Origin of the sequence: Flavobacterium shii (genome assembly GCF_025847235.1) — a bacterium.
Taxonomy (GTDB): Bacteria; Bacteroidota; Bacteroidia; order Flavobacteriales; family Flavobacteriaceae; genus Flavobacterium; species Flavobacterium shii.
In genome coordinates, this window is sequence record NZ_JAOZEW010000010.1 from 66,441 (window position 1) to 92,355 (window position 25,915).

Annotated in this window: 27 protein-coding genes; 10 read left to right on the top strand and 17 right to left on the bottom strand. The window is 33.0% G+C overall.

The window, feature by feature from the left end; translation table 11 throughout:
- Position 1: 1 nt before the first annotated feature.
- The 4 genes from OIU83_RS10695 to OIU83_RS10710 form a co-directional block, all read right to left on the bottom strand.
- Positions 2-3,004 (bottom strand): S8 family serine peptidase, encoded by a 3,003-nt coding sequence (locus OIU83_RS10695; protein WP_264206248.1) that lies wholly within the window; start codon positions 3,002-3,004, stop codon positions 2-4.
- A complete protein-coding gene (locus OIU83_RS10700; RefSeq protein ID WP_264206249.1) occupies positions 3,001-4,335 on the bottom strand; it encodes a hypothetical protein in 1,335 nt (444 codons plus the stop codon). The genes OIU83_RS10695 and OIU83_RS10700 overlap by 4 nt, the downstream gene beginning before the upstream one ends.
- Positions 4,336-4,492: 157 nt before the next feature.
- A complete protein-coding gene (locus OIU83_RS10705) occupies positions 4,493-4,984 on the bottom strand; it encodes a hypothetical protein (RefSeq protein ID WP_264206250.1) in 492 nt (163 codons plus the stop codon).
- 15 nt (positions 4,985-4,999) lie between these two features.
- Positions 5,000-5,452, bottom strand: coding sequence for a CHAP domain-containing protein (locus OIU83_RS10710; RefSeq protein ID WP_264206251.1), 453 nt, complete (start codon positions 5,450-5,452; stop codon positions 5,000-5,002).
- Positions 5,453-5,686: 234 nt separating this feature from the next.
- Here OIU83_RS10710 and OIU83_RS23625 point away from each other — a divergent pair, with 234 nt between their 5' ends.
- Positions 5,687-5,749 (top strand): hypothetical protein, encoded by a 63-nt coding sequence (locus tag OIU83_RS23625; RefSeq protein ID WP_404827685.1) that lies wholly within the window; start codon positions 5,687-5,689, stop codon positions 5,747-5,749.
- Between the two features lie 491 nt (positions 5,750-6,240).
- On the opposite strand, the gene OIU83_RS10720 is transcribed toward OIU83_RS23625, so the two are convergent.
- The 11 genes from OIU83_RS10720 to OIU83_RS10770 form a co-directional block, all read right to left on the bottom strand.
- Positions 6,241-6,489, bottom strand: a complete 249-nt coding sequence (locus tag OIU83_RS10720) for a hypothetical protein (RefSeq protein ID WP_264206253.1) — start codon at positions 6,487-6,489, stop codon at positions 6,241-6,243.
- A gap of 331 nt (positions 6,490-6,820) precedes the next feature.
- Positions 6,821-7,174, bottom strand: a complete 354-nt coding sequence (locus tag OIU83_RS10725) for a hypothetical protein (RefSeq protein ID WP_264206254.1) — start codon at positions 7,172-7,174, stop codon at positions 6,821-6,823.
- A gap of 23 nt (positions 7,175-7,197) precedes the next feature.
- On the bottom strand, positions 7,198-7,398 hold the full coding sequence (locus tag OIU83_RS10730) for a hypothetical protein (RefSeq protein WP_264206255.1): 201 nt from the start codon (positions 7,396-7,398) through the stop codon (positions 7,198-7,200).
- A 119-nt stretch (positions 7,399-7,517) separates the two neighbouring features.
- Positions 7,518-8,237, bottom strand: a complete 720-nt coding sequence (locus OIU83_RS10735; RefSeq protein ID WP_264206256.1) for a DUF3164 family protein — start codon at positions 8,235-8,237, stop codon at positions 7,518-7,520.
- Between the two features lie 20 nt (positions 8,238-8,257).
- Entirely contained in the window at positions 8,258-8,536 is a 279-nt protein-coding gene (locus OIU83_RS10740) for a hypothetical protein (protein ID WP_264206257.1), read from the bottom strand.
- Complete coding sequence (locus OIU83_RS10745) at positions 8,529-8,669, bottom strand: hypothetical protein (protein ID WP_264206258.1); 141 nt, start codon at positions 8,667-8,669, stop codon at positions 8,529-8,531. Before OIU83_RS10745 ends, OIU83_RS10740 begins: the two co-directional genes overlap by 8 nt.
- Position 8,670: 1 nt before the next feature.
- Positions 8,671-9,045, bottom strand: a complete 375-nt coding sequence (locus tag OIU83_RS10750; RefSeq protein WP_264206259.1) for a hypothetical protein — start codon at positions 9,043-9,045, stop codon at positions 8,671-8,673.
- Between the two features lie 2 nt (positions 9,046-9,047).
- A complete protein-coding gene (locus OIU83_RS10755) occupies positions 9,048-9,674 on the bottom strand; it encodes a P-loop NTPase family protein (RefSeq protein ID WP_264206260.1) in 627 nt (208 codons plus the stop codon).
- Complete coding sequence (locus OIU83_RS10760) at positions 9,674-10,519, bottom strand: ATP-binding protein (RefSeq protein WP_264206261.1); 846 nt, start codon at positions 10,517-10,519, stop codon at positions 9,674-9,676. Before OIU83_RS10760 ends, OIU83_RS10755 begins: the two co-directional genes overlap by 1 nt.
- Before the next feature lie 51 nt (positions 10,520-10,570).
- Positions 10,571-12,592, bottom strand: coding sequence for a hypothetical protein (locus OIU83_RS10765; protein ID WP_264206262.1), 2,022 nt, complete (start codon positions 12,590-12,592; stop codon positions 10,571-10,573).
- 19 nt (positions 12,593-12,611) lie between these two features.
- Positions 12,612-12,806, bottom strand: coding sequence for a hypothetical protein (locus tag OIU83_RS10770; RefSeq protein ID WP_264206263.1), 195 nt, complete (start codon positions 12,804-12,806; stop codon positions 12,612-12,614).
- Between the two features lie 193 nt (positions 12,807-12,999).
- On the opposite strand from OIU83_RS10770, the gene OIU83_RS10775 reads away from it, so the two are divergent.
- The 9 genes from OIU83_RS10775 (at position 13,000) to OIU83_RS10815 (ending at position 24,957) form a co-directional block, all read left to right on the top strand.
- Positions 13,000-13,716 (top strand): S24 family peptidase, encoded by a 717-nt coding sequence (locus tag OIU83_RS10775; RefSeq protein WP_264206264.1) that lies wholly within the window; start codon positions 13,000-13,002, stop codon positions 13,714-13,716.
- Positions 13,717-14,401: 685 nt separating this feature from the next.
- Positions 14,402-15,235, top strand: a complete 834-nt coding sequence (locus tag OIU83_RS10780; protein WP_264206265.1) for a universal stress protein — start codon at positions 14,402-14,404, stop codon at positions 15,233-15,235.
- Between the two features lie 56 nt (positions 15,236-15,291).
- A complete protein-coding gene (locus OIU83_RS10785; RefSeq protein WP_264206266.1) occupies positions 15,292-16,338 on the top strand; it encodes a 3-oxoacyl-ACP synthase III family protein in 1,047 nt (348 codons plus the stop codon).
- Between the two features lie 60 nt (positions 16,339-16,398).
- Positions 16,399-17,493 carry a sensor histidine kinase gene (locus OIU83_RS10790; RefSeq protein ID WP_264206267.1) on the top strand — a complete coding sequence of 365 codons (1,095 nt, stop codon included), beginning with the start codon at positions 16,399-16,401 and terminating at the stop codon, positions 17,491-17,493.
- A gap of 4 nt (positions 17,494-17,497) precedes the next feature.
- A complete protein-coding gene (locus OIU83_RS10795) occupies positions 17,498-18,253 on the top strand; it encodes a LytR/AlgR family response regulator transcription factor (protein ID WP_264206268.1) in 756 nt (251 codons plus the stop codon).
- Positions 18,254-18,487: 234 nt separating this feature from the next.
- Complete coding sequence (locus OIU83_RS10800) at positions 18,488-19,621, top strand: efflux RND transporter periplasmic adaptor subunit (RefSeq protein WP_264206269.1); 1,134 nt, start codon at positions 18,488-18,490, stop codon at positions 19,619-19,621.
- A 31-nt stretch (positions 19,622-19,652) separates the two neighbouring features.
- Entirely contained in the window at positions 19,653-22,805 is a 3,153-nt protein-coding gene (locus OIU83_RS10805; protein WP_264206270.1) for an efflux RND transporter permease subunit, read from the top strand.
- 2 nt (positions 22,806-22,807) lie between these two features.
- Positions 22,808-24,217 (top strand): efflux transporter outer membrane subunit, encoded by a 1,410-nt coding sequence (locus OIU83_RS10810; RefSeq protein WP_264206271.1) that lies wholly within the window; start codon positions 22,808-22,810, stop codon positions 24,215-24,217.
- Positions 24,218-24,402: 185 nt separating this feature from the next.
- Positions 24,403-24,957, top strand: coding sequence for a fasciclin domain-containing protein (locus tag OIU83_RS10815; RefSeq protein ID WP_264206272.1), 555 nt, complete (start codon positions 24,403-24,405; stop codon positions 24,955-24,957).
- A gap of 160 nt (positions 24,958-25,117) precedes the next feature.
- On the opposite strand, the gene OIU83_RS10820 is transcribed toward OIU83_RS10815, so the two are convergent.
- Complete coding sequence (locus OIU83_RS10820; RefSeq protein ID WP_264206273.1) at positions 25,118-25,555, bottom strand: RidA family protein; 438 nt, start codon at positions 25,553-25,555, stop codon at positions 25,118-25,120.
- Between the two features lie 193 nt (positions 25,556-25,748).
- A complete protein-coding gene (locus OIU83_RS10825; RefSeq protein ID WP_035621632.1) occupies positions 25,749-25,889 on the bottom strand; it encodes a hypothetical protein in 141 nt (46 codons plus the stop codon).
- Positions 25,890-25,915: the final 26 nt, after the last annotated feature.

Here is a 25,915-nt window from a genome sequence, read left to right on the forward strand (position 1 = left end):
GTTAGGTATTTATGATTTCTAATTTTATTTCTTCTTCCTCTTCATTTATGGTTAACTTATGTGGGAAGGTCATATTTTTATAGTTTGTATGTACAGAATCAGCTTCTGTTGGTGTTTGAAAAGCAATCCAATCAGGACTACCACTTTCTAGTGCCCAAACTGTTCCTGTTCTTTTATATATAACTTCTTCAGTTGTATGATCTAATCTATTTTTTCTAGTTGCCTTAATTTTTAATGTTGCTAATCCTGAGGCTAGAATATTTTCGATGGTCAAATCAAAAAACTTTTCGATAATATCTGTTCCTACTGTAATATTTAATTGATTTCCAGGAATATAAGATGTTCTGTTATTTATTCCATTATGAGTCACTATAATTTCTTTATAGGACAATTGCTTATTATTTCTGATATTATCTCCCATGACTTCTATTTCTAACCCATCAAATGGTGCAATATGAGCTAAAATATAAGCTCTTTTCCTCAAACCCCCAGGCGTTAAAATGCCGTTTGTAGTTGGTAAAGGATTAAAATTATCCCAAAAGGCAGCTATGTTTTTCCATTCTACTTGAATAATGGCTTCTGATCTTGGAGCAATAATTGGAATTTCTTTAACTGCTAAGAGTTTTACATCAGACTGATCAAACCATTTTGAAGGAAAAGGGAAAGCTGGTTTATCTTCATCAGTAAATGCTATTAATACCCTCAAATCACATTCTTTGAAACTTTGTCTATTACCAGTGTTTCTAACCCTAACATAAATTATCTGATCTTCTAATGTTTTTATTGTGTTAATAGGTATAGATCCTGTAGGTAAAGTAGTAGTAGTATCACCAAATGCTTTTATCCAGATATCAGGACTGATTACTGGATCAGATGCAGGAACATTTACTATTATATTAGCATTTAGCTTATCTGCGATTTCCATCTTTGGCTTTTGAAGAGTTGTGGAGGTATGCCAGTTTAAAGCAAGTTGAACGGCTGCACCGGCATCAACTAATCCGGTTCCATAATGTGTATTATGCATATATCCGTCACTATTTAACGAATAACTTGGTATTGTTGTCCCAGAAACTGTCTTACTTGAAGATGCTGTTTTTTGAAGAATGTGTTTAACTTCAGCAGCACTTAAATTATTATTTGCCGAAAGGACTAATGCAGCAACTCCAGAAACAAATGGAGTAGCGGCCGAGGTACCATTAAATTCAGTTGTAATATCGCCTGTAGCAATATTTTTTACATATTTTGTACCGGATGTAATCGTACTTGAATATAATAAAGGATCTTGTAAATTAATTGTTCGAGTGTTTACATCAACCGAAGTAATGGTTGAATACGCATCTGATTGTTCTACATATACAAGACCTCCTGGGAAAAAACCTTCAGTATTTTGAACAACAATTTTTTTACTTCCATTTGTGTTCCCTGAAAAAATTTCTGAATTTTTTTTAGGAAAAATGACAAAGTCACCAACATTAGCTGTTATGCTTGATACTAGAGTTATTTCGTTAGTGGTTGGATTTATACTCCTAATATTTCTAGTACTTCCACTTGAACTATCACCTAAAGTGCCAATATAAATTTTATCTGTTGTGGATGCAAATGCTCCCTTTGTATTTTCAACTTTAATAATTCTATTTGAGGTTATAGCTACAATTTTCGTAAACATTGGAGAGAATTCAACAATAGATTTAGTTCCTGTGCCACTTGAATCAACTAAATTAGAATAGGTTGATTTCTTCATTCCTTTTATTGCAATTTGATTAGAAGGAAACACGCCGTTAACATAGTACATTTCATAATTATTTAAAGTACTAAATTCTCCTAAAATAATTCTTTGTCCTTCAAAGAGTCCATTTGAGTTGTCAAATTCTAAAACAACAAAATCATAATAATCAGGATCTATTGGATTTAATTCTCTTGCACTAACTTTAGTTTTTAATGTTAGTTTTAAGGGACTATTGGAATATAGATCGCCAGCTCCTTTTACGGTAGTAGAAAAAATTAAATTCTTTTCTTGAAGTCCTAAAGCTGGTGGAAATCCTGGGGCATCAATTTCTCCACCTCCTGGAGCACAAATATCTATTCTCGCACCATAATTGCTGTAATTTGATTTTTTTGCATTTGCGGGAGGATTATTAGTTAGCCAATTGTATGTATTGTCAACTGATACTGCCCCAACAATCATAGGTTTATTACTAGATGCAAGTTCATTCAAAAATTCATTAGGTCTTGGTTCTATATCTTGACCATCATTACCCGCGCCAATAACTGATACACAGCCTCTTCCTTTTCTACCAAAAAAAGAAATCTCATTAAAAATTATTTTTGAATAATTCTCAGTAATTAAATTCGGTGAACTTAAAATTTTAAGACTCAAATTAAAAACATCTGCATAAAGACCATTTAAGAAAAAGTTTAGGTTAGAACCTGCATTTGGTGTTCCTCTTTGTTTCATTAATGGGCTAATAAGAATTCTATCTGTGTTGATGTTATAGGCATCGTTCAGTACGTCTTGACTAGGAGATGTAAATTCTAAACCTGCTAATCCAAACATTGAGAGTAGTTTAAATTGAATATCTTTCTCTGTGGTTATAGAATAAAAAGAGCAATTTGGAGCAACTCCAACAACACCTTCTCCATTATAAGAAGATAAATTATTAACATGTGCTTTCGCCATAGCTATGCCACTTACTCCCATTCCGTGAGAACCTATTAAATAATCTTTAAAGTCAAAATATGTATTATTTTCTAAAGCTATATTTTTTAAAAACTTAGGGTTACCACTAGTAGTTTGTCCACGAAAGCTTTTATGAACAGAAATGTTATTATTTGTTTCAACCCCATTATCAACAATGACTACATTAATATTTGGATTGCCGAAAGCTTTTTCAGTTAGACTACCATTTAGTGGTTGAGAATTATTTAATAAACTCCAGGCGTCTTCGATGTTTATTAATTTTAATCCCCATTGTTGATTAAAAAATTTGTTATTTACTGTAATCATCTTTTAATATTTTTTTCGATTTTTTGATGTGCTTTAATCCCTAATAAATTGTAATATTCTATTAAATCCATTGTGCCTAATGGAGATGCTATATTATTGTTTAGCTTATAAATTTGTATTTCGTTATTTGTAGTTTCTTTTAAATCAATAAGAAATTTTTCTTTTTTGTATTCAAGAATATCATTCAAATCATAATTAATTTGGTAATAAAATTTATCGTTTTTATAAGAAAGATTATTAATTTCATTGTATGACAAAATATCGGAAGTGGCTATGTATTGTTTTAGATAATTTGGATCAGTAGGTATGCTTGTTATAGTTTTTAATTTTTGGCAGCTCACTACTATTGTATCACTATTATTAAAATTATCTAATAATTCGCCATTACTAATTCTTATTTGATCAGAATTGGATAAAACATCAATTTCTTTCTTGTTACGTTCATAAACATTATTTTTTATCAGACCATTTTTTAATTTTTCTTTAAAATCACTATATATATTTGAGGAAGAATTATTTCTTTTTCCCTGTTGTGATACTTCAGAAGCTTTGATTGTTTCAATTGCTAAAGACGGATTGCTTTTATAATTATTTGTCAGAGTATCACAGTGAATATATTTAATATATTTTGGGATATATTTTGGAGTTCCGTCTTGATCGAAATATGTTTTTTTTTCATCTTTTGTTAGCATAAGGATGGCATAAACTGCAAGAATATTTTTATCAGTTGCTATTTTTTTAATTTCGAGGTCATTAAATCTTTTAAACTTTTTTTTGTTTTTTTTCTTTACTACTATAGTATTTAAACCCCAAGTACCAAAACTCAATTCATCTTTAACAATAAGATTTTTATGGAATTTCATTATATATTCTTTAGCAAGACACAATGACTTCGAATCAAAATCGGGGCAGGTTTTTAATGTATTTAAAATAGTGTCATTAAATAATATGTAAATACGATAATCGTCTTCCTTGTAAAAATGATTACTATCACTAGGGATTTTCACTCTAAAAGGAGTATGTAATTGTAACTTCAACTCCTCAGGCAATCCCGCAACATTTTGAAACCCTTTTTCATTATATTTTTTATGATAACTCATAACGGTATTATAACCGCTTGGAATTTCATTAAAATAATAATACCTGTTTTTTGTATCATATTTGGCTGTAATCGCTGGAATTTCAAAGCCTTCAAGAGTTACTTTAGCATCATCAATATTTTTTCCTGTTTCAGCATCTTCTACATATATTTTTATTGCATGGGTTGTTTTTTCCTGAGCTGAGATGCAAAATGATAACAATGCAAAATAAAGTATTGATAGGTGTTTCATAGTAGGTAGATTAAATTTTGGTTAAAAAAGCTTTTACACAAAGCAATATCAATTTACGATCAAATTACTGCATTGGATCAATTGAATAAAAGCTTGTTAGCGCTAATTTAGTAACAAAATGTAATTATATCTTTAATTTTATACAATTAGTCACTTGTTAAATTAATCTATGAAATTTGCTGTAAACTTTAAAACAGTAATAAACCAATACCAGGAGAAAGACACGCCCTAACCAGATTTGTACTTTTTGCCAAAAGGTTAAAATATTTGTAAATTCTGTCGTTCGAACTGTTTTTATTTCGACTTCTTTTACTTGTTGAGATTTCCAAAAGGCGTAGAGTTCCTGCTTCTTTAATTCGCAGTCTACGCTAAGTTTATTGTTCTCAAGGCGAACCCTTGGGCTTTTTAATGTACGCCCTGGTTCGGCTTGAGTAACATTTTTCAGGACTACTTTACCGTTTTGACATTCTAATAGTGCCCTGAAGGAACTACTGTCTTTTTCTATTTTAAAAACAGTGTCATGTAGTGTTTCTTTGATGGTGATGGTCTTTGTCTTGTCTTCGCTTAGAACCGGTTTCGGGCTACTACACGAAACCAGTACTAAGACAGAAAAAAACAAAAAAACAATTCGGTTTAAATTTTTGTTCATATGTTATATTTGATTTTATAGTCTTAAAAATCCTTTGATCGTTTTAATATCTCTCTTTCTTCGGCATACTTTATAACCTTCACGACTTCCATCATCATTTGTGTTTCCTTCGATCGTATAAAGTATATTTCCGACTACCTTTTCGATTATTCCGGTATGTCCTAAGCCTTTTCCTAAATCCAGTATAAAAATGTCTCCCGGCTGAGGGATAGTCTTTACTAAAAGTGGTCTCGAATTGTATTGATCCAGTACGCCACCGGTTTTCTTTAAAGGGTTTTTAACTGCTATTTGAAGGGATGCTTTTTGGGTACACCAATAAATAAAAGCCATGCACCATGAATATCCTTTGGTAAGACCTACACTTCTTAAATAAATTTCGACCTCAGGGCCTGAGTTACTGTTTTTTGGAATTTCCTCCACACCAATTTGGGCAATGGCAATTTCAAGAGTTTTTTGGGCAAGTGTCATATTTGTTTTCCGTTTAATTGTTTGAATTTTTGCAGTTCATCAACCAATTGTTGATTTATCAGCATTAATTCTCTATGTTGTATTTCCATCTTTTTAATTGTTTCGGTAGCAGCTGTTAATCGGGCTGAAATGTCATCTAGTAACTCCCGATAGTACCTAACTGCGTTTACAGCGTTATCAAGTTCGGCGGCTCTGTCTTCGGCCAATGATTTTCTCTTCGAGAAAAACCAGGTAATTAATGCGGCAAAAAATGCGGTAAGGGTGGGGTATAAAAATTGTTCCATGCAATGTTTTTAAAAAAGACTTCAATATTTTCTTAAGATGTTCTCTGGAGAGAAACAACTGCATTTATTTTATCGGTAGTCCAGCCCAAACTTTCCGGTTATGATTATGGCAGTTGTTCCCTTTTGAGATGGCAAAGATTAGCCTAAAGAAGGTCTTAAAAAAACCGATGTACGGCGTTCTAACACATGTGTACCACAACTTTACATAGTTGTAAAGCAAGTTTACACGTATTTTTTTTCAAGCTGATAATAATGCAATTTTGCTGAAACAATTAGGAATATATCTGAAAGAAAATGAGATAAAAGTGCGTTTTTCTAAGAATATTTTCGCGAATGGAAATTGGACCCGAAATGAGGTATCGATAAATGAAAAGGAGAAGTAGTTTTAAAAAAAGACATATATAGTAAAAAGAAGGAACAATACTAAATGTGTAAAGTAAAGAGCAAAAAAAAATGGCTTTCAAATACATGAAGCCATTTATATTATTGGTAATGATTAATTATTTACAAAGAAAGTTTGGTCTGATTGTTTATTGCTTCCTCTACTTTTTTAAGTTCGGAAGTTACTGGAGTACAAAGAACTTCGTATAAAGTGGTTCGGGAAATAGGGTAGACTGGGCAAATGTATTTACGCCATACTACAGTAGTAGGAATATCATCTGTTTTGTGTTTTTGGTACAACTCCTTGATAAGTCTGTAACGCAACAGCTTATTCCTTTGTATACCTAAACTTCTATTGATTGATATTGACATATGGACAAAAATAAAATAAAAAAATTAATAAAAAAAGGCGACTTTTCACGAAGCTTTTTAGAATGATAATAGCAATTGTTTAACGATTAATTAATTGGTAATTAGTTAGTTGTATAGTGTTTTGCGCTTGCTTATTTCAGGAATGTTATGTAGGGAATTAAAAACATTCGCAATAGTTTTCGTTAGATTAAAGACCAATTCGAAATAATTTACGATAATAGGATTTCTGTTTAAAAAGTTTCTCAATGCTGTTCTAAAGGATAGATCAGTTTTACAATAAAAAAATGAATTAAATACTTAATATACCAGCAGCAAAACCATTCGATCCATTTTATTTAAATCTATGGATTACAATTTCTATCAATGCCACTATTATTTTTGAGACTTCTCTCGAAGTCATTTCTTTTAAAGGCTTTTTAACCGGCGATTTATCACTTTTTAAAAACTCGCTTAATCGATTTAAGTCTGCAACCTCCGCATGACGCTCGTGCGCTCTTGTCCATTGAGCTTGGCGCATGAGGGATAGAATGGTTTTATGTTGCTGGTTGTTTTTATCAAATAACCCCCAGTTTTCGGGTTTTGTCTCCTCCTTATGGGAGGGAACAAAACCCGAATTAATTTTATTATAATTCTCTATCGCACTTCCATTGCCGGTATAAAGGATTGGTAATTTAATTTTTTGCATTCTTTCTGGGTTTTAATAATTAACTAACCTTTGTAAGTTGCTTTGGTATGCTTTTTAAACCTGGGGTTTTTAATGACTATACTTTCATATTGATCAAAAGCATGAAGCTCCTTATGCGATAAATCGTTTTTACACCTCCAGTTTCCGTTAGTATCTTTAAAAATGGTATGACCATTTACCTCATAACTTTCATGGTCTGTAATTGGTTTTATCTTTACGTTCATTTTTGTATTGTTTAAAAGTTGTATTTATTTTAAATGATAGCCATTCACGAAATAGCATTATAGGCTTTAGGTTGGTGATTATTAATAGAATCCCCAACAAGATTATGGTGCTGAAACTATTACCCGATTGCATTTGCATGTTCAATTGGTTGTTTAAAGAAATCAAAAGAATAGTCTCCTAAAAAATTTGCCGATGACATAGACAATGGTACATTCGTTTTTGAGCCATCGTCTTTAATTAAATTAGCTTCGATATACCAGCTAGAGCGTACAGGTTTAAAAGCTGCAGCAATAATTTCTACACCATCGGTGAACTCTTCGTTATTGAACTCTCTGGTTAATTTTTGTAATTCCAGAACCCTGGAGCCTTTTAAGTTTCCTTTGGCATCTTTTTTTAAGAGATTAAAAACAATTTTAACCAGAGCAGCACTTTCCGGACTTGTAGATAGAGAAGAAATATAGTTTTGAACTTTTTCGATTCCAGCACTTACAGTATCATCCCAGCCATCATTAATGCGATATCCAATAGTAATTTCTTCCTTATTGATAGAGAATGTATGTGACATTTGTTTTTCTTTTAAGCCATATACCTGATTTTTTAAATCCAGGATATTCTCAAAGAATTGAAATGTTTCCGTCTTTGCATTGCTTATCATTTCCGAGGTTGTGTATAACTTAAACATGGCTTTTGGGACAGTCTCGGCTACAAGTTTTTTATAGGCTTCTCGATCTTCATTTTTTTTGCCTTCAACAATTGCTAATGCTTCTTTTAATTCCTGAGCTGAGTATCCTGTTAAAGCAAATGGTTTATTCATTTCAGATGTTGTTACTGTGTTCATAATTATAGAGTATTTACTATTTATTGTTTATTAACTATTTCGTAGGTAAAAGGATCTGGATTAAATGGTTTGAATTTATAGACTTCGATCAGTCGGATAACATCATTTATTTTGGTTTCAATGCTTTCCGAAACGGGACGAGGTTCAGCTTCAGGATCTGATAGAATGTGCATCCATTGAAATCGTTCCTGGTTAATACAAATTCTTTCGCCAGCAGTAAACATTTTCATTTGCTCAGAGCAGAACTGTAGGGATAGATATAGTAATGCAATGCGATTGTTTATTTGATCTTTATTCATAATCTTTTTGTTCTAAATGGGTTTTTAATTTTTTTAAATCAGATTCTATCAAACCACGTTGAGGGTTATGAGGGTTATCAATTAACCAGGATTCTAATTCCTGTATTTTGGCTTCTATTTGAGAAATTGTCATTTTAATTTTGATTAAAGGTTAGAGAAGAGATTTTTACATCGTGAATTTTTAGGGAGCTTACGGTTGGTGTCTTTTTAATTTCCTGTAACAATGCCGATGGTCTTAGATTGAACATCTTGTAAGTGCAGTTGTTATAACATCTTTTAAAATCTTCTGCAGTAACCAACTTTTCATAGCGTTGAGTCAAAGAGTTAAATTCAGCTTCACATTTAGCATACTCTGTTAAGTACCATTTATTAATTTTTGCATTAGCAATAACTTTTTGATATTCACGAGTATTAATTGTTACGCTTTCACACCATCTGGCATAAGATCCTAAGAGCATGTTTTCGTAATCTTCGGTACTCATTTGTAATTTTTTATTAGTTGTTGGCATGATTATTTTATTTTAATGTCAAACTGTGCTGCTCCTTGTTCCCAAATTACATAAGGCTCTTTATCTCCTCCAAGACGCGATAAACACATCGCTTTGTATCCTTCGACCCGAATTTTTACATCGGCATCATACTTCACAAACTTGGCAAGAGAGCCTTCGGGGTTTTTCCCATCGGCATGACTTATAAAGATGAATAGCTTATTATGAAATTCCTCTTTGAGCATTTTGTACTCCTTCTTGGTAAGTCCTGTGTATTGTAGGCTGTCTATGAAAATTATATCAGGTGATTTCTTTCGGCGTAAGCGCTCTTTTAAGTCTTCAATATTTTCCCGATTCCCAATCAGGAAGCGCCTTTTTACTTCTTGCATATTTTGTGATATAACTGCATTTTGCATTGACTTTCGGGCACCTTCCTCGAGGGTATTATAAAATACCCTTCCGGATTTTGTCAAAGCTTTTGCCAATTGAAGTGAAAACCCCGTTTTACCATTAAAACTCTCGCCCCATATAATCCATATTCCGGAGCGTTCGGGAGTTCCCAGTAATTTTTTAAATTCAAGAGGCAGATCTAATTCGATGAACTTCTTTTTCGTTATTTCGTCAACTGAAACGGCTCTTTTTAACGACATCAAATTTTGTTTTTTACAGCGTGAATTTTTCGTTTTACCCTTCTAAGATCACCTTCAGAATCCGTGAATATGTCTTTTATAGATTTAACATCATCAATACCATTGGCCATACATATTTGAGTTACATCGGTAAAACTGACTCCTTTTAACTCTATAAAACGACGACCTATTCGGGAATTGATTTCTTTGTACCCTTTTCGGTTTAGTTTGATGCCTTTATTGATACGTTTAGATAAATGATCGGTTGCACAAAGAACAATCCCGCAATGTTCTTCTAACCGGTTGAATAATGTGATAAAAAAGTATAACACAGTATCGGGTAATTTATCAGCTTCATCGAGTATGATTAGAGGGCTTTCCTGAGATTTTAATTTTTTTACAATTTCATTCATCATTTCGGCAACAGAAAAACCACTATAATCAACACCCATTACTGTAAGCAATTGTGTAAGGAATTCTTTTCGGTTCCAGTACTCGGCACAGCTTAACAGATAAGAGTTTTTATTGATTTTTGTGTAGATTTCAAAAGACATTGATTTTCCGGAACCAGCATCACCTGTTAAAGCAAAAACGTGAGCATGCTGCTGCGCATCTTCTAATACTTTGGATATTATTTTAAAATCGGTAGTTTCTACACAAAACCATTTTTTAGAGCTACATCCTATTTGTGAGGCTACATTACGCCACATTACCTCGGATATATTTTGATGATTATCATTCATAATTTGCGAAAGCAAGGCTGCAGAAACACCATTTAATGAATTGGCAGCTTTGTTTTGACTTCCTTTTTGAGCGATGTAACCTGCTAATTTTTCTTTAACTTGATTTTTGAATTCTGTTGTCATAATGTTGTTTTTTATAGTTTTTTAGGTTGGTAATTCAGTTCGCAATCCATTTTACATTAGGTCATAGATACTCTCAGGGTTTAAGACAGCTTCGCTTATTTTTTTTTGATATTGAGCGATGTCGGTTTTTTGTTTTGCCAGTTCGCTTTTTTTGCTCTGGTCTTTTTTAATTTTCCTATTGCTGTTAATTCCTTTTAAATTTGGACTCGTATAGCCATAACTCTCAGCGTTCATATTATGTTTTTGTAAATTCTCTTCGGTTTTATTTCGTATGTCTATCCTCGTTTGTTTCGTGGCTTCAATTTGGTCTCTGTAATATTGAGCTTCCCAATCTTCTTGTTCCTGTTGCCCACGATGTATTTCAATCTTAGTCTCTGCTGCAGTGACAAACTTTAATCCCAATGGTGTTTTTTTATAAAGATATATCAGGCTCATATCGTCGGGATCAAACTTGATATGGAATTTCTGGTTTACATTTTTTAAATGCCACTCCTGATTTATTGCTCGTGAATTTTCCTGATATACTACATAATCATATTGAATTTTCTTTTCTTTAAAAGTCACTCCCGACGAGGTACAAGTGATTGGTAGATTTCGTTCGATCCAAAAGAAATCTACTATCTGGAATGGTGTAACCACTGGTGCATCGGGATTAATACTCTCAAAATACATGTCGATTCTAGGTTTGCCCGTTTTAGGATGTAGCGCCTGGTTCCATTGGGTACGTTTTTCTAGGTAAACTGCTTTTAACTCATTTAGTGTTGGAAGTTTATCGGGGTTAGCGAGTATAAATTCCATATTGGGATGGCTTGATGTTTTTGTTGCAGTGATATTCTGACCAGTCCAGTTCCATTCTTGCGCCAAAAACTGAGTTTGAAATCTTCCAAATGCACTTTCAATAGTCTTAGATTTACCATTATAAGGCTGTGTTTTTATTGCCAAATGTGAAATCTTATCAAAAAAACCACCATTATGAAGTTTTTTATTACCCGATCCATTATCAAATGACACTTGGTAAGGACGATGACCAGAGGTTTTTATAGCCATTTTAAAAGCTTGATATCCTGATTCGTAATCTTCTTTCTCCGAGATGTGATATCCAAGAAAAACTTCACTATAAGAATCCATTACTTCGTATACATTTATGGTCTTCATTTTTCCGTTAGAATCTTGGTAATACATATTAATTTTTGTTCCGTCAGAATACCAAAGTGAATCTCTCATAGATGGAAGAGCAGTTTTGAAAGGCATTGTGAATTTTTCTTTAAATTTTAATTCTCCAAAACGATTTGCCCACCACAATGGTTCTATTTTAGGATCGGTTAAGAAATTAATTAATGATTGCTCGGATTTTATTAATTTCCAATCTTGCGCTTCGGCTTCTTGATTATATATTTTTAATAGTTGTGTATAGTTTGCTACACGTTTTACCGGGTTTGTCCAGCAAGCCAATACAAATGCTTTGGCTTCATCATTAATTTTTTCAGCATTTTTAGAACCAAAAGATTTATGTATAAATAATATATAACCATCAATTAAATACTGCTTAACCTTGTTCCTAAGGATTCTTTGGTTTTTTGGTAACGTATGCGGATAGGTATGTTTGGGTAATTCGGCAACTATTTCGGTAATTTTTTCCCAAACGTTTACTTTCGAACCTGCCAAAGCTTTACGTTGTGCCAGTTTTGAATTAATAATGGTATTAATTGCATTCATAACAGCGGCATTACAGCAGTATTCCTTAATATTCTTCTCAGGAAGAGCTTCACCATTATCGAGCGTATAGTTTCTGTAAAAATTATATGCCTTTTGATCCTGCTCGATATAATCTGTAAACGTAATAGTAGTCACCTTTGCATATGGGTCTCCGGCAAGTTCTATTACTTTATTTTTTATATCAGATCTCATTGTGTCGAATTGGATTAAGGCTTTGCGGCCATTACCGCCTTTAATAATTTTTTTAAGATGCCCTCTTGAGCATAGTTGTTTGTAATTTGGTGCACTTACTATTCCGCTTTCAACAATCCAGGAAGCTTGTACACACAGGATATTATCGGGGCTGTATTCGAACATAGTTTCGCTTCTTTTTTATCTATTGGCTTATCGCAGATTCATCATCAATTTTCTCTGCTTCTTGAATTAATAGGATTTTAGCTATTAGCCTGATTTTTTTGGCATTACAGGAATTAAAGACATAGCTTAGACTCATATCGACAGTTTGTTTACTTACTCCGAAGTCCTCGGCTATTTTCCTTTTGTGTTTCGGGTGCAGGAGAATATTTTTCATATCTTTGATTTTACAAATGGTTTTTTCTATTTGTTAATGCAAATATCGAAAGATGTTTCGAGTTAAAAAAGAAAATTTCGAATTTTTTTTCGAACAATATGTTATTTGAATGGATATGGGGGATATAACATTAAAAATCAATGAAATAGCGGTAGAGTATTTTTCCGACAATAATTCTAAATTCGCAAAGTCAATGGATACTAGCGAAGCGAATATTAGAAATTATCGTAATGGGACCTTACCGAAAATAGATTTTTTAATTAAATTATCAGAAAAACTCGAAATAAACTTCGAGTGGTTACTTCTGGATAAAGGAAAGAAAAATAGGTCAAACTCCGAGAGTATAGATTTAGATTATACATTTGAACAAATAGATCAAAGTAAAATACCAAAAGTTGTTACTGTTGATAAGTCTGGGAGCGACAATATTGTTTTGGTTCCGGTAAAAGCCGCTGCAGGATATTTAACAGGTTATGGCGACTCAAAGTTTATACAAAAGCTACCTTCCTATAATTTTCCTAATCTTAGTCACGGTACATATAGGATGTTTCAAATTTCTGGGCATAGTATGTATCCCACATTACACGATAAGTCTTTTGTCGTGGGTGAATGGGTAGAGAATTGGGCGCAAGATATAAAAGATGACAGAGTTTATGTAATTGTATCCAAAACCGATGGTATAGTTGTTAAACGTGTCTTAAACCGTATTGAAAAATATGGAAGCCTTTATTGTAAGAGCGATAATAGAAGAGAATACCCGAGTTTTCAAATTAATCCAAAAGATATTATAGAGGTTTGGGAGTATAAAATGCATCTATCTTTCGAATTACCCAATCCCGCCGATTTGTATGAAAGGGTGAATGATTTGGAAGCAAAAATTATGTTTTTAGAGAATAAAATAAAAAAATAGGTGACTTATTAGAAGGATTTCCTTTTAATGTGGTTATTATTAGGGACTTGTTTTGTTTTTTTTAGATATCTAGAAGGAGATTAAGTAGGTGGTTAAATCGGAAAATAGTCGTTTTATAATAACAAAAAGGGTTTATATAGTTACTTATATCTATAACTTTTTCTACTTATGTAACTCCAACTGTAACCCCAACTGTCACTTTATAATTCAAGTTTTAATTTTTAGAACTTATTGACATCTATAAAAAAGGAGACTTTATAAAGTAATTTAAACAGATGAATACTCAGTGTATATGATGGTTATTTGTCAATGTATGAGGTGGTTAGTTTATTTAAATTATGGAGTAAAGAGGATGGCGTTTAAAGTATTTAAAGCTTACTATAGATAATGGTAGTTATGGATACCAAATGATAAGGGAGTGTATTATTTAATTTTGGTAATTTTCCAATGTTTTTATTCTAAAGGCTTGGTTTACCGCACATTTTTAGATTTTCTATTATAGCCGTTTGTGTATCTTTTATTTTATAGTTTTTAGATAGTATCTGGTCGCATTTGTAGAGACTATTCATTTTCAGGAACAGAAAAATACAGTTGAGGTTTAAAAAATGATTCTTCAGTATTTTTTTTATAATCGAAAAAGTTAATTAAATAACTTTACTATTATAACTGTTTAATTGATATATTTATGATCTCACCACTTACTATTATTGCTGCTACAAATTTTTCGGCTATTGCAAATAATGCTGTAGCATATGCAGCAGGACTTGCAAAAGCTACAAGTGCCAAACTTGTTTTGTTTAATTCTTTTTCTTTGAGTTTGCATAGCTCTAATGCTCATATTACAGGCGAAGCGATGCAAAAACAAATTGAGAAAGCTACCGAGAAACTGGAGACTTTTGGAAAAGAAATTTCGGATCGTTATAATATTGAAGTAAGTTGTTTTTGCAAGTATTCTTTTCTAGAAGATCAGCTTTCATCGATAATTGATGATACTAATGCTGAACTGGTTGTTATGGGAATGGCAGAACGGTCTTTTGAGCAGGAATTATTAGGGAATTCGACAACATCGGTAATAAAAAACATAAATATACCAGTTTTGGCAGTTCCTAAAAATGCTCACTTTAAGAATGTAGAAAAAATACTTTACGCTTGTGATACTTTAAGTTTCTCTTCTATAAAAAGATTTAGTTGGTTAAAAGATATTGTAGGGAATCTAGGAGCAGAGTTAGAGTTTTTTAGCGTAGATGAAAAAATAGATAATATCAAGCAGGAGCGGGAGTTACAACTATTAAATTCTTCGCTTGAAGAAGAATTTAAAGAAGTTAAATATATTTATAAGACCGTTAAGTCTAATGCTGTCATTAATGAGATCCAAAAAGAAATCAAGAATTATAATGCAGATATTTTAGTAATGGTACCACAAAGGTATGGTTTTTGGGATTCTTTGGTTCATAAAAGTAAAACCAGAATTATGGCAGCAGGTTTAGATATACCTCTATTATCGTTTCCTAATTTCTGATGATATTTTTAATTTATAAAAAAATAGTAAGGAAATAACAATATAATTAATTAAAAATGAATGCAACAATTACAGCTATAGGTGGCTTTGTACCAACTTCTATACTTAGTAATGAGACAATATCTGAAACGGTTAATACAACTGTAGAATGGATTGAAAAAAGGACTGGAATAAAAGAACGTAGACTGGCTACTAGCGAAAATCAAGCTACCTCAGACCTTGCTTGTGCTGCAATTGAAAATTTATTAGAAAACTATACTGTTGACCCTAAGGAAATAGATGGTTTATTACTGGCAACTACAACTCCAGACCACCTTTTGACTCCTACAGCGAGTAAAGTATGCGAAATAAGCGGATTGACAAATGCGTTTGGACTTGATCTTAATGCTGCTTGTAGCGGCTTTTTGTATGCATTAGAAATGGGTGCAAGCATGATTGAAAGTGGTAGATATGAAAAGATTATTGTGGTTGGTGCTGATAAAATGAGCTCAATTGTAGATTATGAAGATCGTAATACTTGTATTCTTTTTGGAGATGGGGCAGGTGCAGTACTTCTGGAAAAAACAGATTTAGAATATGGGATGATGAAAAGCATCTTGCGTACAGACGGTAGCGGTACATCGGCATTATTAGTCCCTGGAGGTGGCTCTAAGCTTCCTGCCACTGTGGAAACTATTGTAAACCGAGATCACTATATAAAACAAGAAGGGGCCTTTGTATTTAAAAAAGCAGTTGAATCTATGAGTAGTGTTTCTCAAGATGTTCTTGCCAGTAACAATTTAAGTGTAGAAGATGTTGATTGGGTTGTACCGCATCAGGCTAATTTAAGAATTATTAACGCTGTAAGCGAAAGTTTAAATATTGCGACAGAAAAAGTTAAGGTAAATATTGACAGATATGGTAATACAACATCGGCAACAATTCCGTTATGTCTTTGGGATTTTGCAGCTGATTTTACAGTAGGTCAAAATATATTAATTACCACTTTTGGAGCTGGTTTTTCATGGGGAGCAACTTGTATAAAATGGGGAGTAATGCGTGAACATAAATCGGTAAAATCTTTAAAAAAGGATAAAAAATCAGAATTTGCTATAACGCATTAATAGAAGATTTCAATTACTTTACTAATTTTCTTAATACAACAACTGTTCTTATATTAGCTTATGAATTTAAACACAGGAAACAAAACGAAGGGTAAGAATTTTTTCTATAAATACTATAGAATTATTGTAATACCAGTCGTTTTTCTTGTGTATTTATCATCCTATTTTGTTTTAAATCCTTACCGAAATATTGGTCAGGATTCTTTTCTGGATTTAGATTGGACGCTTGATGTATTCTTAATCCTGGTATATTGTGCCATCCTGACAGAATTAAGTCTTTTTGTAGGACGTACTCTTAATCATTGGATTAGTTGGGAACAGAAGCCTATTTTCAGAGCTTTTGTGCAATTTTTGTTTATCATTGTAGGTAATATTCTCTTAAATTATCTGTTTTCTTTTTTATGGCAATTTTTTTATCCTTGGACGCCTCTAAAAGAAAGTGAACTTCTTATGATATGGCAGTCAAATTTGATGGCAGCTATATTGTCACTTTTCATAAGTTTTATCCATACCAGTATATTTTTGCTTAATCGATGGCGTGTTACATCTGAGGAAGCTGCAGAGCTAAAAATTAAGGCTTCTCAACTACAGGAAGCCGTAACCAGATCAGAATTAGAGTCTTTAAAATTACAGCTTGATCCCCATTTTACGTTTAATAATTTTAGTACTCTTACCGAATTAATTCACGAAGATCCATTATCGGCAGCTTCATTTTTAGAGAATATCACAAAGGTTTATCGCTATATGATCTCTAACCTTAATAAAGATACTATTACGGTAAGAGAAGAAATTGAATTTTTGAATGCTTATTTTTATCTTTTAAAAAAGCGTCTTGGCGAAAAGGTTGAGTTAAAATTACAAGTTAATGCAATTTGCATGGAGCTACATTTACCGCCTTTAACACTGCAATTACTGGTTGAAAATGCTGTAAAACATAATGCAGCTACGTTGTCTAATCCGCTTATAATTTCTATTTATTCAGATGTTGGAGATGTAGTTGTAAGGAATAATTTGCAGCCTACATCAGGTAAAAGCTTTGTTTCTACAGGTGTTGGGAATAAAAATATTGAATTTAGATATAAAATATTATCTGATCGAATGCCTGTTTTTTCTGAGTCTAATGGGTTCTATTGTGTTCGTTTACCTTTAATATAATAATATGAAAATTTTAATTGTAGAAGATGAAAGTATCAATGCCAATCGTCTTAAAAGACTGTTGGAAGAATTGGAGCCAGATTGTAAAATTCTGGATATTATAGATACGGTTCAAGGTACAGTAACATGGCTGAATACTAATGCTATGCCTGATTTAATTACAATGGATATTCGTCTGGCAGATGGTATAAGTTTTTCAATTTTTGAAGAGGTAAAAATTACTTGCCCTATTATATTTACGACTGCTTATGATGAATATGCGGTGAGAGCTTTTAAGGTTAATAGTATTGATTACTTAATGAAACCGATAGAAAAGAATGAACTTCAAGATGCCTTAACTAAATTTAAGTCTTTGGCTAAAGCCAAAAATAATAGCGAAGATATTGCTGGAATTCTTAAAGGATTTATGAATAAACCTTCCTTTAGATTACGCTTTTTAGTGACTTATCGTGATGGATACAAAAGTGTAGATGTTACCGATATTGATTTTATATATTCAGAATTTAAAACGTCGCATCTTTTTCTTAAAAATGGTACTATTATAGCAATTCCGCAAACAATGGAAGAGCTCGAAGAGGAGCTAAATCCAGATATTTTTTTTAGAGCCAACAGGCAATTTTTTATACGTGCTGAAAGTATAAAATCTATATCTAATTACTTTAATGCCAAGCTTAAGATACTACTTTACGGAGATTCTGAACGTGAGGTAATCATTAGCCGAGAAAAAGCACCCTTTTTTAAACAATGGATGGATCGCTAATGCATCCATACCGATTATTTATGTAGTAAAAAACTAGTTACCATATATAATTTTACTCCAAAAATCACATAATTACACTTTCTTAAGTAGCGTAGACTTGCTGTTTCTCTCAGTTAATCTAATGTTCGTTTCAGTATCAAAAAAATACGCTTGGGTAAACTTCCGATAATTAAAGAGGAATTAGGGTTGTTATTTTGTCATCAAATTCGATGTATTCATTCAAAACGAAATAAGATGACAAAACAGTTTTTCCAAAATAATAAAACACTTAGTAAAATGGTAGTTTTATTGATTATCATTAGCTTTTCTTCGTGTGGAAAAGGTGGTGCAGAAGCTTTAGAAGCCCCAAAACCAGAAGTAGATTTTTTTCAGGCTAAATCTATAACTGGTGAAGTCGAAAAAAAATACCCAGGAATAATCGAAGGTTCAGTGAATGTTGATATTAAACCTCAGGTATCAGGATATCTTGATGCAATTTATGTAAAAGAAGGAGATTACGTAAACAAAGGACAATCCCTTTTTAAAATAAAAGCAGATGTTTTTGTAGAGCAAGTTAATAATACTCGTGCTGCATACAAGAGCGCATTGGCAAATCTTGCAAATGCCAAATTAGAGATTGAAAAAATTAAACCTCTTGTAGATGCTAAAGTATATTCGGATATGCAATTAAAAACTGCACAAGCCAATTACGAAGCGGCAGTAGCGCAAGCAGCTCAAGCAAAATCGGCTTTGGGATCTTCGCAACTTAATGCTGATTTCTCTTTGATAAAAGCACCTGTAAGCGGTTTTATCAGCCGTATTCCTAATCGTGTAGGTAATTTGGTTACACCTTCAGATGCTGTTCCGTTAACGATACTTTCTGATATTAATACTGTATTTGTGTATTTCTCTTTGAGCGAATCTGATTATTTGTCTTTTTCTAAAGATTTACAATTAAACCAATCAGTAAGTTTGATTTTGGCAGATGATAGTTTGTACGAACATCAGGGAAAACTAGAAGTTGCCAGCGGTAATATTGATCGTACTACGGGAACTATTGCATTAAAAGCAATTTTTCCTAATCCAAAAAAACAATTGCGATCAGGAGGTTCTGCAAGAGTTGTATTAAATACTAGTTTGTCTTCGGTAATTAGCGTACCAATGGCGAGTGTAAAAGATATACAGGATAAGTTTTTTGTTTATGTCTTAAAACAAGGTAACAAAGTCGCGATGGTTCCTATTGAAATTACGGGTACTTCAGGAACAAATTATTTTGTAAAAGCTGGTGTAAAATCGGGTGACAAGATTGCACTAAATACTATCGATGCACTTTATGACAATATGGAAGTAGTTCCAAAAGTAGCTACAAAAGCGCTAAGCAATAAATAATTTTTGGTTTTAATATAAAATAACATTTTCCATGTTAAAAAAAATAATAGACAGGCCTGTATTGGCTACGGTTATCTCCATTGTATTGGTGATATTGGGTATCATAGGTCTTACAAGATTATCGGTAACAAGGTTTCCAGATATTTCGCCACCAACAGTAATGGTAAGTGGTGTTTATCCCGGAGGAAATAGTGAAACCGTTATTCGTTCTGTGGTAACACCACTAGAGGAACAAATTAATGGAGTTGAGAATATGCGGTATATAAAATCTACCGCGAGTAATGATGGATCTTTTTCTATAAGTGTAATTTTTAAACAAGGTATAGATCCTGATCAGGCAGCGGTAAATGTACAAAACAGAGTGCAACAAGCAACACCAAAATTGCCACAGGAAGTTGTAAGAATGGGACTTACGACATCTAAACAGCAAAATAGTATGATTGTTATTTTTAATCTTTATACAGATGATAATGACAAATACGATGAGTTGTTCCTTCAAAACTATGCCAATATTAACCTTGTTCCGCAAATGAAGCGTGTTCCGGGAGTAGGTCAGGTACAGATTTTTGGACAAAAAGATTACTCTATGCGAGTTTGGCTTGATCCACGCAAAATGGCAAATGCGGGCTTAGTACCGTCTGATATAAGTCAGGCAATTGCAGATCAGAGTTTAGAATCGGCTCCAGGAAAATTAGGAGAAGAATCAAAGTCGGCTTTAGAGTATGTTATCAGATATAAAGGGAAGAAAAATAAGCCTGAGCAATATGAAAATATTGTAGTTAAAACAGATGGCCATAATATTTTAAGACTTAGAGATGTAGCGAGAGTAGAATTTGGTTCTATTTCTTATAGTGGAGACAATAAGTCTAGCGGAAAAAATGCCGTTACAATGGCAATATTACAGACCTCTGGTTCGAATGCAAACGATATTGAAATCGGGGTTAATAAGGAAGTAGAACGTTTATCTAAATCTTTTCCTCCGGGTATTAAATACGTAAATGTAATGAGTACCAAAGAAAGACTTGACGAAGCAACAGGACAGGTAAAATCAACCTTGCTAGAAGCTTTTATTCTGGTTTTTATAGTAGTATTTATATTCCTGCAAGACATTCGCTCGACGATTATTCCAGCTATTGCAGTTCCAGTAGCGATTATAGGAACTTTTTTCTTCCTGTTAGTGTTTGGATTTACAATTAATATTCTAACGCTTTTTGCTTTAGTTCTGGCGATTGGTATTGTGGTCGATGATGCCATTGTGGTGGTCGAAGCCGTGCATAGTAAGATGGAAGAGGATTCTGGACTTTCTGCCAAAGAAGCTACACATAGTGCCATGGCAGAGATTACAGGCGCAGTTGTATCGATAACATTAGTAATGTCGGCAGTATTTATTCCTATTGGTTTCATGACAGGATCATCAGGGATATTCTACAAGCAGTTTGCTTATACACTTGCTATTGCAATTATCATTTCGGCAGTAAATGCACTTACGCTTACACCAGCATTATGTGCACTTTTGCTAAAGAACAATCATAGTGGTGATCATAAAAATGATGCTCATAAAACAGGATTTAAAGAACGTTTTTTCGTAGGATTCAATACAGGATTTAACAACCTAACGGGTAAATATATTAAGGGAGTTCGCTTTCTTATTGGCAGAAAATGGCTTGCAGGAGGATTAGTTGTAGGGATAAGTGCTATTGCGATCGTGATGATGATGTCTACTCCTAAAAGTTTTGTACCAATGGAAGATGACGGGTTTATGCTTTACAGTTTAGCGATGCCTCCAGGAACAGCATTAGACCGTACTACGGCAGTAGTAGAAAGGATTGAAAAAGAACTTGCAACAGTAGAGGCAATTGATAATAATACTAGTATTACAGGTTTTAATATCCTGAGTAATAGTGCCAGCCCTGCTTACGGATTAGGGTTTATAAAATTAAAACCTAAAAAAGATAGAGGAGCAGTAAAAGATATTGATGAGATTCTTAATATGGTTAATGGCAAATTATCAGTTATAAAAGAAGGTTCGATTATGGTACTCCGAATGCCTCCTGTAGAAGGATTTGGTGTAACAAGTGGTGCCGAGATTGTGCTTCAGGACAGAACAGCACGTAATCCAGCTACATTAAAAGCTATGGCCGATAAAGTGATTGGGCAAATTATGCAGCAACCGGGAGTTCAATACGCTTATACTACATTTAGAGCAGATTATCCGCAGTTTGAACTAGAAGTAGATGAGGAGAAAGCCAGCCAAATGGGAGTTAATATACGGGAACTTTTAAGTAATATACAAACTTATTTTGCAGGAGATCAATCGGCAGATTTTACGAGATTTGGAAAGTTTTACAGAGTAAATGTTAAGGCTGATGGGATTTTTAGAACAGATCAGGACGCATTTAATGAAATATTTGTGAGAAATGCCAAAATGGAAATGGTACCTGTAAAATCTCTTGTTAAGCTGCACAAAGTTTACGGGCCAGAATCTGTAGATCGTTACAACCTTTATAACTCGGTTAATATTACTGCGGTAGCATTACCAGGATTTAGTAATGGAGAAATTATGGGTAATCTAGAAACTGTTCTGAACAAACTTCCGTCTGATTATAGTTATGAGTGGACAGGATTAAGCCTTGAAGAAAAAGAAGGAGGTAACCAAACCATTGCCATATTTGGTTTATGTCTGCTGTTTGTTTTCTTTTTATTGGCTGCACAGTACGAAAGTTATTTATTACCTCTTGCAGTATTGCTGTCTATTCCAACAGGTATTTTAGGAGCTTTTGTGGGAGTTAAAGCAGTAGGGCTTGATAACAATATTTATGTTCAGGTTGGTTTAATTATGTTGGTCGGGCTTTTGGCCAAAAATGCCATTCTTATTGTAGAATTTGCACTCCAAAGACGTTATGCAGGACTATCTATTGTAGATGCGGCTATCGATGGAGCCAGATCAAGATTAAGACCAATTATCATGACATCGCTAGCTTTTATTGCCGGTATGTTACCATTAATGTTTGCCTCAGGAGGAACAGCAGTAGGAAACAGATCTATAAGTGTAAGTGCTGCTATCGGAATGTTTAGTGGAGTTGTTTTGGGAGTTTTTGTAATTCCGTTACTTTTTATACTATTTCAATATTTGCAAGAAAAAGTATCAGGTAAGAAAACAGTAATTAAAACTATAAAAGAATAATAATGAGAGTACTATATAAAATTGGGATTTCTTTATTTACAGGTGTTTTGCTAACATCCTGTGTAGTAGGGAAAAAATATTCTCGCACAGAATTAAATGTTCCCGAAAAATATAGGGAAGAGATAACATTAACTGGAGATACTATTTTACATCCTTGGAAAAATTACTATAAAGATCCATTGTTGGTTGATTTGATAGAAAAAGCCCTCGTTAAAAATAACGAGGTGCTTATCGCCATAAAAAGCATGGAACAGCTAGATCTTACGTATAAACAAGCAAAGTTGTCACTATTGCCAACATTAGATTTTGATGCAAATGCGAGCCGTAGTTATCAGTCTAAAAACTCACTTAATGGTTCTTTAAGCGCACAGTTTACCAGTAAGGATTATATGGACGATTATAGCGCAAACATTCAGTTGTCTTGGGAAGCAGATATATGGGGAAAAGCAACGATGCAGAAAAGAGATGCCAAAGCCAGTTATTTTGCTCAAAAAGAGAATCTTTCGGCTTTAAAAACCAGAATTATTGTTCAGGTTGCACAGTCCTATTACAATCTTTTAGGATTGGATGAGCAGCTTAAAATTGCACAGAAAAATATTGATTTAAGTGATAACACTTTAAAGATGATGAAGCTGCAATATAATTCGGGAGCAATTAGTTCTTTGGCGCTTTATCAGACAGAAGCTCAGAAAAAAACAGCCGAATTGTTGGTTCCTTTAGCGAAAGCGAATATTGCAGTTCAGGAAAATGCATTGCAAATTTTATGTGGAGCATATCCAGATAGTATATTACGATCTGGAAATCTGGAAGTAGCAGACTTTGATGTTGTTTTACCTTCAGGGATTCCTGCATCGCTTTTAAGCCGAAGACCAGATGTAAAAGCTGCTGAATATGCTGTTATGTCTGCAAATGCTAAAACTGGATTGGCAAAAGCGACCATGTATCCAGCACTAAGTTTGAGACCGTCAATAGGAATTAATTCATTTGAGTTTGATACTTGGTTTAATTTTCCAGGTTCGGTTACTAAAACTATTGCGACTAATTTAGCTCAGCCTATATTTAGAAAACGTGAATTAAGAACGGCTTATGAAATTGCTATCATAGAACAGGAAAAAGCAGTTATTCAGTTTAAACAATCATATATAACTGCCGTTGGAGAAGTAAATGATGCCATGTCTCAATTAAAATATGCGGATGAACGTATGGAACTTGCAACAGAAAAAGCAGTTTCTTTAGACAAAGCCACTTTTGATGCTACATTACTATACAAAAGCGGTATGGTAACTTATCTGGATGTTATTGTAGCCCAAAATGGTGCTTTACAAAACGACTTAGATGTTGTTGCTATAAAATTAGAAAAGCTAAATGCTGCTATAAATTTATATCGTGCCTTAGGAGGCGGAGTGCAATAAATAGGTATTAAGTAAAAAATAAACCATCATTTTTATAATAATTTATAGAGATGATGGTTTTTTTATTTTCCTTGTTTTACAAAGGTCGCGGAGTGTATTTGGTTTTATTTGTTCAAATTTCATAGATATTAAAAACCAAAGGCGTGATAATAGCGTAAATGCTTTTATAACTAAAAAATTAAATCATGAAAACTAGAAACATTTTAGCAGCAGCATTTTTCGCATTAGTATTTGGAGCAACTTCTTTCGCTCAAAAATCAGTTATGGTTGGAGGAGCTGCAATGTACCCAAACAAAAATATTATCGAAAATGCAGTAAATTCAAAAGACCACACCACATTAGTAGCAGCAGTAAAAGCGGCTGGTTTGGTAGAGACATTAGAAGGTAAAGGACCGTTCACTGTTTTTGCTCCAACAAATGAAGCATTTGATAAACTACCAAAAGGAACAGTTGAAACATTATTGAAACCAGAAAACATTAAAACTTTGCAAAATATTTTGACCTACCATGTTGTGGCTGGAAAAATGAATGCATCGGATATTGCCAAAGCAATAAAAATGGGTGGAGGTAAAGCAACATTGAAAACTGTAAGTGGTGGGACACTAACAGCTTGGATGAAAGGAAAAGATTTGTATATAAGTGACGAAAGCGGTAATAAAGCCAAAGTAACTATCGCAGACGTAAACCAATCAAATGGAGTTATTCATGTAATTGATACGGTATTATTACCAAAAAAATAATTACAAAACGATTGTCCCAATAATCAAAAAAAGTCCTGTATGTTGTATGGGACTTTTTTTGTGCTTTTTAGTGAGTATATTTTGTCCCAAACAATGCGTTTTGTAACAAAATTTTCGGGTGGGTTAGGTAAAATATTTACAAGGAAGTATCTCTTGTAGGTTATTTTGGTAGATGCGCAATTAATTCAATTTCTAATTTTGTTTCAGGCATATACAATTTCTGTATTTGAATCCATGTAGCAGCAGGAAAATCTTTATTATAATATTTTTTTCTGACGTAATTGAATTTTTTCATTTCTTCAATATCGGTTGTATATAGATTTTCTTTTACTACATTTTCAAACGTTGCTCCAAAACTAGCTAAAGAAGCCTTTAAATCATTGTAAACTGATGCAATCCCTTTAGGGGTAATCTCATTTGTTACAGCACCTGAAATATAAAGAACATTATCAACCTTTAAAACTTGACAATAACCAATAACTGTATCTTGTTTTACTTTGTTGTCATTCCAATGCCATTTTTCTTTCTTAATCTGTTTTTCTTGTGAAAAAGCGCTACTAAAAATTAATATAAATGGAAGTATGATAATGTATTTCATGTTCGTTTAATTTTAATGAGATATTTGTAAAATATTTCTGCTAACATACAAATAATCAAAATTTTTAAAAAATATAAAACTTACATATTTGTTAGATTTTTAGTGACTTATGATTTTGTGTTTTGCATTTAATCAAAAAAAAGTCCTGTATGTTGTACAGAAATTTTTTTGTTTTTTATAGGAATGTATAGATTTAGTCTAAAGCACGTTTTGTTACAAAGTAGCGGTAACCAATTAACGCCATTTGCCATTTTTTAGCTTTTGTAATATCAAGTCCTTGCTTGGTAAAACTGGGTAAAATCAATTTGTTTATCTGAGCTAGAATTTTATACATAAGAGTAGGATTTTTTTCAAAGATAT